General features: G+C 65.8%; 11 protein-coding genes. 4 read left to right on the plus strand and 7 right to left on the minus strand.

Annotated elements, in window-relative coordinates; genetic code table 11:
- Positions 1-14 precede the first annotated feature (14 nt).
- The gene (locus HUK82_RS06105; protein ID WP_176613106.1) at positions 15-1,259 is read left to right on the plus strand and encodes a flagellar biosynthesis protein FlhF; all 1,245 of its coding nucleotides are present in this window, start codon (positions 15-17) and stop codon (positions 1,257-1,259) included.
- Positions 1,256-2,113 carry an AAA family ATPase gene (locus tag HUK82_RS06110; protein WP_246495225.1) on the plus strand — a complete coding sequence of 286 codons (858 nt, stop codon included), beginning with the start codon at positions 1,256-1,258 and terminating at the stop codon, positions 2,111-2,113. The genes HUK82_RS06105 and HUK82_RS06110 overlap by 4 nt, the downstream gene beginning before the upstream one ends.
- Before the next feature lie 25 nt (positions 2,114-2,138).
- Here the strand turns inward: HUK82_RS06110 and HUK82_RS06115 are convergent, their stop codons facing one another.
- Positions 2,139-3,578 (minus strand): UdgX family uracil-DNA binding protein, encoded by a 1,440-nt coding sequence (locus HUK82_RS06115; RefSeq protein ID WP_176613107.1) that lies wholly within the window; start codon positions 3,576-3,578, stop codon positions 2,139-2,141.
- Positions 3,575-4,807, minus strand: a complete 1,233-nt coding sequence (locus tag HUK82_RS06120; protein WP_176613108.1) for a putative DNA modification/repair radical SAM protein — start codon at positions 4,805-4,807, stop codon at positions 3,575-3,577. The genes HUK82_RS06115 and HUK82_RS06120 overlap by 4 nt, the downstream gene beginning before the upstream one ends.
- Before the next feature lie 160 nt (positions 4,808-4,967).
- On the opposite strand from HUK82_RS06120, the gene HUK82_RS06125 reads away from it, so the two are divergent.
- The gene (locus HUK82_RS06125; RefSeq protein WP_264802011.1) at positions 4,968-6,095 is read left to right on the plus strand and encodes an SMP-30/gluconolactonase/LRE family protein; all 1,128 of its coding nucleotides are present in this window, start codon (positions 4,968-4,970) and stop codon (positions 6,093-6,095) included.
- 6 nt (positions 6,096-6,101) lie between these two features.
- On the opposite strand, the gene HUK82_RS06130 is transcribed toward HUK82_RS06125, so the two are convergent.
- Positions 6,102-6,578, minus strand: a complete 477-nt coding sequence (locus tag HUK82_RS06130) for an Lrp/AsnC family transcriptional regulator (protein ID WP_176613109.1) — start codon at positions 6,576-6,578, stop codon at positions 6,102-6,104.
- Between the two features lie 142 nt (positions 6,579-6,720).
- On the opposite strand from HUK82_RS06130, the gene HUK82_RS06135 reads away from it, so the two are divergent.
- Positions 6,721-7,737 carry a 1-aminocyclopropane-1-carboxylate deaminase gene (locus HUK82_RS06135; protein WP_176613110.1) on the plus strand — a complete coding sequence of 339 codons (1,017 nt, stop codon included), beginning with the start codon at positions 6,721-6,723 and terminating at the stop codon, positions 7,735-7,737.
- Positions 7,738-7,795: 58 nt separating this feature from the next.
- Here HUK82_RS06135 and HUK82_RS06140 read toward each other — a convergent pair whose 3' ends face one another.
- The 4 genes from HUK82_RS06140 to HUK82_RS06155 form a co-directional block, all read right to left on the minus strand.
- Positions 7,796-8,542, minus strand: coding sequence for a class II aldolase/adducin family protein (locus tag HUK82_RS06140; protein ID WP_373318214.1), 747 nt, complete (start codon positions 8,540-8,542; stop codon positions 7,796-7,798).
- Between the two features lie 46 nt (positions 8,543-8,588).
- Positions 8,589-8,843 carry a hypothetical protein gene (locus HUK82_RS06145; protein WP_176613112.1) on the minus strand — a complete coding sequence of 85 codons (255 nt, stop codon included), beginning with the start codon at positions 8,841-8,843 and terminating at the stop codon, positions 8,589-8,591.
- Positions 8,840-10,354: a sodium:solute symporter family protein gene (locus HUK82_RS06150; RefSeq protein WP_176613113.1), complete on the minus strand. Its 1,515-nt coding sequence runs from the start codon at positions 10,352-10,354 to the stop codon at positions 8,840-8,842. Before HUK82_RS06150 ends, HUK82_RS06145 begins: the two co-directional genes overlap by 4 nt.
- A gap of 20 nt (positions 10,355-10,374) precedes the next feature.
- Positions 10,375-11,338 (minus strand): amidase family protein (locus tag HUK82_RS06155; RefSeq protein WP_176613114.1); only part of this gene is annotated, 964 nt, incomplete at its 5' end.

An 11,338-nucleotide genomic window follows, 5' to 3' on the forward strand; every position in this document is an offset into this window, starting at 1 on the left:
ACGGAGTCAGACTGATGCGTGTCAAGATTTTTCACGCAGCGTCTGCGGCTGCGGCGATGGACGCGGTCCGATCGCAGGTCGGGGACGACGCGTTGATCCTGTCCACGGAACGACGCCGGGACGGATCGGTCGACATGACCGTTGCCATACCGGAGCGGAGCGAGGAGGCTCTGCCGGATTTGCCTCTGGTCGCGCCAGTCGCGCGCATCCGACGATCCGCTGCATCGGACACGGACCCGACGTCGCAGGTGACGGTCCAGAGGCGCACGCCCCGCTCGCACCGGGCGCGGGACGTTCTGCAATGGCATGGCGTTACGCACGATAGTTCTGAATTGCCGGACGATGCATCGCTGATCGACCATGTGCGACGGAGCATGACGTTTACGTCTCCGGTCACTCTGGACAGTCGCCGCCCGCTGGTGGTGGCGGGTCCGGCGGGTGGTGGAAAAACCATGACCGTTGCGCGTCTTTTGGCGGGGCTGGTCAAGCGGGGAGGAGTACCTCCGATGGTGATCTCCACTGATACGTCACGGGGTGGTGCGCTGGCGCAGCTCGCCGCCTATACGCGTCCGCTGGGAGTGCCGCTGTTCGCGGCCGACGACAGCACGACCTTGCGCAAAGCGCTTGATCATCGCGCAATCGGACAGCCTGTTCTGATTGATACAGGGGCAACAGACATTTTTTCGAAACAGCAGGCGCACGATCTGGACGGGATTATCGCCGCCTCCGGAGGCAGCCCGCTGCTGGTGCTGCCCGCCGGTCTTGATTTCGATGAAGCGCATGACACCGCAAAAGGATTTTCCGATCTCGGCTGTACATCGTTCATCGCCACACGTCTTGACGTGGGTCGGCGCATCGGCGGACTCATCGCTGCGGGGGATGCGGGCCTGACATGCGTAGCCGCCGGAATCGGGCTTTCTGCCGCCGACGGTCTGCAGGCCGTCGATGCGGAAACCCTGTCCGCTCTTCTTGAAAAACGATACCTCGCGGCCCAGCCGGCACACGTGTCCGAAGGCAGCCGGGACGGTCGGTCAGAAGACCACGCATACCGCCCGGTACGGGCTGACGGCCCGCGATACGGTTTCTCGGCGCCGGACGACATTGGCAGCGCGACCGGCCGACTGGCGAACGATGACGATGACGGGGCTGCGGGCGACCGGGCGACCGAACGGACGGCTCGCTGTGCGCCGACGACAGAACATATCCTCAGACGCCACATGCGCGCACAGCGCGATGCACGGGAACGGATAGGGCAATGACAATGATGGACACGACGATCCTCCGCGGCGCGACCGCCTCGGCCTCCAGAACATGCCCCCGCATTGTCGCTGTCGCATCGGGCAAGGGCGGCGTTGGCAAAACGTGGTTCTCGGTCTCGCTCGCGCAGTGTCTTGCGTTACGATCACGGCCCCTTCGGGTTCTGGTCCTGGATGGCGATTTCGGCCTGGCCAACGTGGATATACAGCTTGGCCTTCTGCCGCAGTGCGATCTGAAGGATGTCGTCGCAGGTCGCTCGTCGCTGGAGGACAGCATTGTCCGCGTTCCGGTCGGCGACGCGTTGCCGGGGGGCCGCGCGGTGTCGTTCGACGTGTTGCCGGGCCATTCGGGCATGCCGTCCCTGTCCGCTCTCGGGGCCGGTCAGATCGAGGACCTCGTCGCATCCGTCAGGGAGTTATACGAGTATGATGTGATCCTGTTCGATCTGTGCGCCGGTATCGACGTCACGACACGGCGGATGGCCGCGCGCGCCGACACGACTCTGGTCCTGACAACCGAGGAGCCCACGGCGCTGACGGACGCCTATGCCGTCATCAAGCTACTTACCCGCGACAGGACGTCTCTCGGCTTCGAAAGCGGGGACGTGCGGCTGGTGATCAACCAGACGTCCAGTTATCGGAGCGGCCAGCGTATTTACGACAGCCTTGCCCGCGCGTGTGGGGCCTTTCTGGGTCAGGCGCCCGCCCTTGCCGGGATGATCCGGCGCGACGGGCGTGTCTCCGACTCGATCCGCCATCAGGCGCTGATGGCCCTGCGCCACCCCAATGCGCCGTCGCTTCAGGATGTGCAGCGCGTGGCCGAGGGACTGTTGCAGACCATGCCGGCTGTCGGGTGACCGCCTGTCGGGGCAGCGCCGTGGATCAGGCTTCGGGTGGCTGGTTCGCTTTCGCGACGGCCGCTCGGATATCGGCGACCAATGCGCGCTGCGCGGTGTCGCGCGCCGTTGGGCTGGACAGGCGCAGGATATAGGACGGGTGCCAGGAGAGAACGACCGGACCTCCATGCAGGCCGGTTTCGACGTGCCCTCGTCGAGGTGCCAATGCGGTGTGATCGTCTGTCAAGGCGAACGCGGCCGATGCACCCAGGGCCAGCGTCACGCGCGGCCGGACGAACGCTAGTTCGAGGCCCAGCCACCATCGGCAGTGCTGGATTTCGCCCCGGTCGGGGCTCTGGTGCAGGCGCTGCGTGCCACGGGGCGTGAATTTGAAGTGTTTGACGGCATTGGTCATCCATATCCGGTCGGCATCGACGGCCGCCTCGCGCAGCGCCTCACGCAGGACGTCTCCCGCCGGCCCCACGAACGGCTGGCCCACAAGGTCCTCGCGGTCGCCCGGCTGTTCGCCCACGATCATCATCGCCGCGTCCGGATCGCCCGTGCCCCAGACCGTCTGTGTGGCGGCCTCGCACAGGGTGCAGCGCCGACACTGCAAGGCGGCTGCGCGCGCATCGGCAAGGGACTCCGGCACGTCGGCCGGGCGCGGCATCGTGGCGCGATAGCGGGTGGAAATGGCGGCCGATGCCGGGTTGGGCGTGCTGGCACCGGCATCGCGCATGCGTTTGACGCGGGCCTCGGCGTCCGCGAGCATGTCGGGGATGAGTTGTGTTTCCGGCAGATTTTTCCAGTATTTTCGCGGCATCTCCGATCGCATGGCGGACAGCTTGATGCGTGCGGGATTGAAAATATTGGCGAAATAGGTCGCCCACAACGACTCCGATGCGTCGGGCGGCAGATCGGGGCGTGTGCCGCCACTGTGGAAGCGCAGGGCCCCCGCCTCGCTGCGCGCCGTGAGATAGGGGGTGGCGATCAGCCAGTCCATGTCGGCAAAGCGTCGCGCGAACAGGCCGCAACCCGGCTCGAGCGTATAGTGATCGGGTTCGAACCAGGCCGCGAACCGACGGCGCGATGTGTCGCTCGGCACCTCCCGAAATCGGACGAACGCGTGCATCTTGTGGATATCGCGCCGTACGGATCGGGCCATGAGGTCGAGCTGGCGCCCCAGCGGATCGGCGGCGGACAAGGCGGCCTCCCTGTGCGCAAGGCGCCACAAGGCCTGATACAGAAGTGCAAAACGCTGCGGCGAGGCATGCCACATCACGGTGCGGGCCAGAGCGGGAAACGCGGGGATGACCGTCACCGGGCGCTCTCCCGCCGTGCCGGGAAGGGACGCGCCCGCGAACAGGCCGCCACCCCCGGTCCAGTCGATGCGCTCGGGGGCAATGGAATGGCTGAGGGCCAGCCGCGCGGCACGGCGCCATGCCTCGAACGTGCCGCGTTCGGGCAGGGAGACGGCGTAGGTCACAGCAGGGCGAGCTGCCGGGGGGCGGGGGCGAACCGCGCCCGCAGATCGGCCGTGTCGGTCAGGCCGCGCGGGGTCCATCCGCCTATGGTCACGAAGGGTTTCGCAAGCCTCATGCGTGCGCCCAGCCGCAGCAGATCCTCAAAGCGCAGGGTACGATCGCGCCGTGCGTTCAGTATTTTTCCGACCGTGCGGACGCCAAATCCGGGCACCCGCAGCAGCTGCTCGCGCGGGGCGCGATTGACATCGAGCGGGAACTGCGCGCGATGCTTCAAAGCCCAGGCGAGCTTGGGATCGATATCGAGGGCCAGATGCCCGTCCTGCGCGCCGGTTGCGATTTCCTCGGCGGAGAAGCCGTAAAACCGCATCAGCCAGTCGGCCTGATACAGCCGATGCTCGCGCACCAGGGGCGGCTGGATCAGCGGCAGTGCCGCCGAGGCATCGGGGATCGGCGAAAAGGCCGAATAATAGACGCGCCGCAGCCCGTAGCCGGCATAGAGCCGCGTGGAGGCATTCAGGATGGTCACGTCGTCCGCGCCGTCGGCCCCGATGATCATCTGCGTGCTTTGCCCTGCCGGGGCGAACCGCCGCGCCCGTCGGCCGGTAAAGCTTGTGTCGCGTGCCGCTTCGCTCTCGATCCTGACCTGTGCCATGGCGCCGCGAATGGTCTCGGGGCGTTTTTCCGGCGCCAGTGCCCTGACGCTGGCGTCCTGCGGCAATTCCACGTTGATCGACAACCGATCAGCCCAGAGCCCGGCCTCACGGATCAGCTCCGGCGCGGCGTCGGGAATGGTCTTGAGGTGGATGTACCCCTTGAAGCCATGATCCTCGCGCAGGGTCCGCGCGATACGCGCCATGTCGGCCATCGTCTGGTCCGGCGAGCGGATGATGCCCGACGAGAGGAACAGGCCTTCGATGTAATTGCGGCGATAGAACTCCAGCGTCAGGGACACGACCTCTTCGACAGAAAACCGTGCGCGTTCGACGTTGGAGCTGACCCTGTTGATGCAGTACGCGCAGTCGAAGATGCACACATTCGTCATCAGGATCTTCAGCAATGACACGCAGCGCCCGTCGGGCGTGTAGGCGTGGCAGATACCGCTGCCGCCCGACGACCCGACGCCACCCTTGCGCGAATCGCGCTTCTCGCCACCGCTCGACGCGCAGGAGACATCATACTTCGCGGCGTCTGAAAGAATTGCGAGCTTGTCGGCGAGGGACTGTGCGGCCATCCTGGGATGCTATTTGTTCCTTATTTGTTCGTAAAGGAAATTCTGCGCGGCCTTCGGGACTGGCCGGCGTCGGTAAAACGGGCGCACATGGACGGCGTTGCATAAACCGCGTCGCCGTCGTGGGCGGCGCGACGCAACCATATGGAAGGGATCTGTCACGGTGAACCATCGTCTGAAATGTGTTGCCGGCCTTGCGGCCTGTCTTGCCGCCCAGTCCGTCCCGGTGGGGGCCCATGCCGCCGACAGCGTGGACAAGGGTGCGGCGCCCAGTGGAAACGTGACGGTCATCGGACGGTTTCCCGACGCGCAGCCCTCCGGCATTGCGGTTCTACCGGATGGGCGGCTGGTGCTGGGTTTTCCCCGCAGCGCGCATGACCACGCCGGCCCGCGTCTCGCGGTGTTCGGCAACGGACATCTGACGCCATTTCCCGACGCGGCGCAGCAAGCGGGATTCGTCTCGCCGCTGGGCATGACCGTGGACGCGCACGGTACGCTATGGGTGCTGGATGAGGGCCTTCTCGCCGACAAGGGGACGGTGCCGGGCGCGGCGCGCCTGTTCGCGATCGACCCGAAGACCAATCGCGTCACGCGGACCATTGCGCTCGAGGCCCCGGCCCTGCGGCCAGACAGCCACCCGAACGACGTGCGCGTCGATGTGACGCATGGGGCGTCGGGCACGGCCTTCATCACCGATTCCTCGCAGACCACGCATCCGGCGCTGATCGTGGTGGATCTGGCCACCGGGCACCAGCGCCGGATTCTGGCCGACGCGCCCTGCGTGATGCCCAAGCCCGGATTTCTGGCCGTGCTGGACGGCAGAGCATCGCGTTATGACGCCGATCATCCGACGATGGCGCAGGCCGGCGCGAACGGCATCGGTCTGAGCGCGGATCAGACGACACTGTTCTGGCAGCCGCTGACCAGCCGCGAACTCTATGCCGCCCCGACCGCGACGCTGGCCGACCCGAAGGCCAGCGACGCGCAGATCCTGGCCAGCGTTCACGACGAGGGCGAAGCCGGCATGGGGGACGGCGAGGCGACGGCGCCCGACGGCACGCTGTATCTGACCGACATCGAGCGTCACGGTATTTTGGCGCGCCATCCGGACGGGTCGATCTCGGTCGTGGCGCATGACCCGCGTCTGGTGGCGCCCGACGGGCTGACCTATGCTCACGGCGCGCTGTACGGCACGGTCGGGCAATGGTCGCGTCTGCCGGTGTTCAATGGCGGCCACGATCTGGAGGAGCGCCCCTGGATCGTGGTGCGCATCACCCTGCCGCGGCCATAACCGTCGTCAGAGAGGCAACAGACCGCCGTCCTTGACCTCCTTCATGACGAAAAACGTGCGCGCCTGACGCACGCCGGGCAGCGCGATAAGTTGTGAGGCATGCAGGGTGTTGAAATCCTGCATGTCGCGGACGCGAATCTTCAGAAGATAATCGAAATCCCCCGCAACCAGATAGCAGTCGAGGACCATGGGCATGGCCCTGACCGCGTCCTCGAACAGCGCGAAACTCTCAGGCGTCGAACGGTCCAGCACCACGGCGACCTGGGCGACCGTGCCCATGCCGACGCGCGCGGGGTTGAGGCGCGCGTGCACGGCGTCGATATAGCCCTCCTCGAACAGGCGCTGGGTCCGGCGGTGGCAGGTCGCCGCGCTGACGTTCACCTGCTGCGCAAGGTCAGCGTTCGAGAGGCGACCGTTGGCCTGTAGCAGGCGCAGAATTGCCTGATCAGTGCGGTCGAGAGTGGTGTCGGGAGAATCGTTCATAAGACCGCCTACATACGAGAGAATGTTTCCATTAATGTGGAAATTAGTATCAGGTCATCCGGAATAATGACCAATATTGAAAGCACATTTCAGTCGGGATCGACTATCGGGTCGATGTGACCTTTCTCGCAGGATATGCCCGATGAACCTTGAGCAATTCGAACGATACCCGCTGACCTTCGGCCCGACACCGATCGAGTGTCTGCCCCGCCTGACCGAAGCGCTAGGCGGCCGGGTGCAGATCTACGCCAAGCGCGAGGACTGCAATTCGGGTTTGGCCATGGGCGGCAACAAGCTCCGTAAGCTCGAATACATCGTGCCGGACGCGGTCCGGGCGGGTGCCGATACGCTCGTGTCCATAGGGGGCGTGCAGTCCAACCATACGCGCATGGTGGCCGCGACGGCGGCGAAGCTCGGCATGAAGTGCGTGGTGGTGCAGGAGCAATGGGTGCCGCATCACGACGCCGTTTACGACCGCGTCGGCAATATTCTCATGACCCGTCTCATGGGCGCGGAGTCCCGTCTGGTCGAGGACGGGTTCGACATCGGGATCCGGAAAAGCTGGGAAGACGCCATCCGGTCCGTCAAAGAGGCAGGGGGTGTTCCATACGCCATTCCGGCGGGTGCCTCCGTGCACCCCTATGGCGGGCTGGGCTATGTCGGGTTCGCGCAGGAAGTGGCGGCGCAGGAAGCCGCACTCGGCTTTACGTTCGACTACGTCATCGTCTGCGTCGTCACCGGCTCGACGCAGGCCGGCATGGTCGTGGGGTTCGCCGACCAGGGCCGCGCCGACCGGGTGATCGGGATCGATGCGTCCGGCACGCCGGAGCAGACGCGGGCGCAGGTTCGCCGGATCGTCGACGGCACCGCCGATCTCGTGGGTCTGGGGCGTGATGTGCGTGAGGATGAGATCGTGATTCTCGAAGACTATGCCTATCCGGCCTATGGCGTCCCGTCCGACGAGACGAATGAGGCTATCCGGCTGGCGGCGCGGACCGAGGCCATGATTACCGATCCGGTCTACGAGGGAAAATCGATGCAGGGGCTGATCGATCTGGTCGGCAAGGGCTTTTTCCCCGACGGGTCCAAGGTCCTGTATGTGCATCTCGGCGGTGCACCGGCCCTGAACGGCTACAGCTGGTATTATCGCAACGGCTGATAAACCCGACGGGGGGATACAGGCCGGATGCCGTGCCCAGCCTGTGTCCCCCGGTCGATCAGTCCTTGTAGTCGGGCTGTTCGCGGTCGAGCTTACGAAGAAGCGCTTTCCACACCAGAATACCCTTGTCCGCTTCCTCGACGAATTGCGTATTCGTGCGGGCGACGGTTGCCTCTGACGGGATGTTCAGCGGCACGCCGGCCGCTTGCGCCGCGAGCTGGATGCGGCATGCCTGATCGAGATAGTACATGCGATAGAAGGCTTCCGCGACGCTGGTGCCGACGGTCAACAGGCCGTGGTTTTGCAAAATCATCGCGGTGGCGTCGCCAAGGTCGGCCACCAGACGTTCACGCTCGCTCATGTTGTCGTCGGCCGCGATTCCTTCATACGGGTGAAGGGCGACCGAGGTGCTGAACTCCATGCTGATCTGGTTGAGCGGCAGGATGCCCTGCTTCTGGGCCGCGACGGCCATCCCGGCGAGGGTGTGCGTGTGCATCACGCAGGCGGCGTCGTGGCGCTGGCGATGGATCGCGGAGTGTATGACGAAGCCCGCCGGGTTGACGTCGTGGGTCGTCGCCTGCGCCGGCAGGCCGTCCGCGTCGACCACGACGAGCGAGCTCGCGGTGATTTCCTCGAACAGATAGCCGTACGGATTGACCAGAAAGCGGTTGGCATCGCCCGGCAGTCGCACCGACAGATGCGTGTAGACCAGATCGGTCATGTCGAAATGCGCGATCAGCCGATAGGCGGCGGCCAGATCGCACCGGAGCTGTTGTTCGTCCTGGGTCATGGTGCGTGCTTTCAGGGTCGGATGAGCGAGGCGACGGTTATGGCCAACCGGCACAACGCGGTCAAAACGTCGCAGGCGGGGTGCCTGGGGCGGGTGGATCGGTGTCGACAAAATAGCCGCGCCGGTCATCGGCGCGATACAGCGCAAACAGGCATGCGGTGATCGAGATCAGCAACCCGACGCAATACAGGATGGCGATCGGGCACCCCATGACCCGCGCATCGGATCGGCCAACCATCCAGTATGGCAGAGGGCAGATCCCGACGGCGAGGTTCAGCCAGAACCACAGCGTCACGGCGGCCGGGCGGGGCGTCATGCCACCGGCTCCGGCCGCAGGCGCAGGGCCTGTGCATCGGGTACGGCTTGCTCGGGCACGCCGTCGAACAGGGTGGCGAGACGCTGCTGTTCCGCCGGTGTGTGGGCGAACATGAACGCGCAGAGGATATAGAGGGCAAGATTGACGCCCAGGCCGATCAGCCCCGACGTCAGGCCGAACGACCAGCCCGTGTCGCCATGATGGTCGAGTTCGATCGCGGCGGCGGTCGCAAAACCCGCGCACAGCCCCACCAGCGCCCCGGTCGCATTGCCACGCCGCCAGAACAGCCCGCCATACTGCACGACCGCCAGCTGGATAATGCCCTGATACCCAAGAATGGCGATGGTCACCAGATTGGGGATCGCCAGTGTCGACAGCCAGCCCGCGACAGCCATGACCGCCACCATCCCGCCTTTGGCGGTTACGATCGACGCCCGATAGGACAGCGTGACGAAGGCGCCGACGATATCGTTGGCGATCTGTGTGCCGAAGGACTGGACCGAGGCATCGGCCCCCCCCATCGTCGCCGCCAGAATGATGATCCCGGCCAACCCCAGCCCGACGCTGCCGCCCGCCTCCCGTCCCAGGGCGAACCACACGCCGTCGGCCTGTGCACGCAGGGCCGGCACCTCGGAGGCCAGAAGGCCGGCCAGCACCAGTGCGACGGAAAACACCAGCGACAGCGGCATGCTGAACACGCCGGCCTTGAGCATGCTGCGCACCGAATCCGCCGTATAGAGTCGCACGAAGATCGACGGAATGCACCAGCCGCCCAGAACGCCCGTCGCGATGAGCGAAAACAGATAGAGCGGCCCCTGCGCGGCATGCGCGTCCGGCAATGCCAGCAGCGCCGGATCGAGGGAGGCGAGCCGCGCGCCGTGGGCCACCATCAGCCAGGCGATGAAGCCCAGTGCCAGAAGAGTGCCCCCGCCATAGGCCAGAATCCCCTGATACAGATCGGAAATGACCAGGCCACGCATGCCCATGCGAATGGTCCAGATCTGGCGCAGAAGAATCAGCGCGACACCCAGAAGCACCGACAGTCCCATCGGCAGGCGACCGAACGAGAACTCGTAGAACAGCGCGCCAAGGCTTTTGAAACCCAGCACGAGAAACGGGCCCAGCGACAGCAGGCCCACGATCGACGTCGCCACGCCCAACGCGCGCGAATTGTAGCGCAGGCCAAGCATGTCGGCCTGCGTGCGCAGGTCGTGGTCGCGTCCCCAGATCCAGACCCGCCGCGCCATGGCATACATCAGCATGACCGTCAGCAGGGAATAGATCGGCATGTAGAACGCGATCACGCCCTTTTTCACCGCCATGCCGGTCAGCGACAGCATGATGCCGCCGGGCCACCAGGTGTTGAGGAACGACATGGCCTGGAACCAGGTGCCGAACGACCGTCCCCCCACCGCATAGTCCGAGAACGAGCGGTCATGGACCATGTGGCGTTGCAGCACGACGACCAGCGCCGCGCAGAAGACGAATAGAAGTCCGAACGTGACGATCATGCGGCGTTTCCCCGCACCGGTCAGGCCGAACCGAGCGCGCGGCGCACCACCGCACCCACGTCGTAGCGGCCGGCCGTCAGCAGCGATTCCAGCGTCAGCGACAGGCGCAGCACGCCAAGGTCGTCATAGGCGCGCCCTGCGATCTGCATGCCGATCGGCAAGCCACCCGCCGAAAAGCCGACCGGGAGAGAGGCCGCCGGCTGGCCGGTCATGTTGTGCAGGAAGGCGATCGCGCCCCATGTCAGCCAGTCCGGGTAACGGGCATCAGGCACCGTGAGGCCGGCTCCGAACGGCAGGATCGCCACGGTGGGCGACAGGACGAAATCCACCGTGGCGTGCTGGCGCGCCGCGATCTGGCGGTAGGCGATGCGCTTGTCACGCGCCTTCAGGTATTCGGCCAGCGGCAGTTTTGACCCGACCTCGCCCCAGCCGCGGAATTCCTGGTCCATCAGGTCGCGCTTGCCGACCGGCACATTGGCGAGCTGGTTGGCCGCCCCGGCCTGCCACATGGCGCGGTAGGTGGGACGCCAGTCCTCGTAGCCGGGCATGTCCACGATCTCGGCGCCTTCGGCCGCGATCGCGGCGACGGCGGCCTTGAATGCGGCCCGGACCTCGGGGTCGATCTCGAGAAAGCCGAAATCCTCGGTGATGCCGAGTTTGAGACCCTTGAGCGGCAGCGGATCGATGGTTGCGGCGATCGGGTGGGCGGGTTCGAAGGTGAACGGATCGCGCGCGTCGCGGCCTTCCATGGCGTGCATCATGCGTACGGCATCGGCCACATGGCGCACCATCGGACCGTGATGCGAAAAGTCCGAATACTGCGCGCCATAGGCGCCCTGCGCCACGCGGCCGAAACTGGGCTTCAGGCCGAAGATGCCCGAAAAGCTCGACGGAATCCGGATCGAGCCACCGCCGTCGCTGCCGATGCCCAGCGGGCCGCAGCCCGCCGCGCTCGAGGCCCCCGCGCCGCCGCTGCTGCCGCCC

The sequence above is a fragment of the Ameyamaea chiangmaiensis genome (assembly GCF_013376175.1).
Lineage (GTDB): Bacteria > Pseudomonadota > Alphaproteobacteria > Acetobacterales > Acetobacteraceae > Ameyamaea > Ameyamaea chiangmaiensis.

Coding starts and splice junctions, on each gene's coding strand:
- HUK82_RS06110 (WP_246495225.1), top strand. CDS start 1,256: ATGACAATGATGGACACGACGATCCTCCGCGGCGCGACCGCCTCGGCC.
- HUK82_RS06135 (WP_176613110.1), top strand. CDS start 6,721: ATGAACCTTGAGCAATTCGAACGATACCCGCTGACCTTCGGCCCGACA.
- HUK82_RS06150 (WP_176613113.1), bottom strand. CDS start 10,354: ATGATCGTCACGTTCGGACTTCTATTCGTCTTCTGCGCGGCGCTGGTC.
- HUK82_RS06120 (WP_176613108.1), bottom strand. CDS start 4,807: ATGGCCGCACAGTCCCTCGCCGACAAGCTCGCAATTCTTTCAGACGCC.
- HUK82_RS06105 (WP_176613106.1), top strand. CDS start 15: ATGCGTGTCAAGATTTTTCACGCAGCGTCTGCGGCTGCGGCGATGGAC.
- HUK82_RS06145 (WP_176613112.1), bottom strand. CDS start 8,843: ATGACGCCCCGCCCGGCCGCCGTGACGCTGTGGTTCTGGCTGAACCTC.
- HUK82_RS06130 (WP_176613109.1), bottom strand. CDS start 6,578: ATGAACGATTCTCCCGACACCACTCTCGACCGCACTGATCAGGCAATT.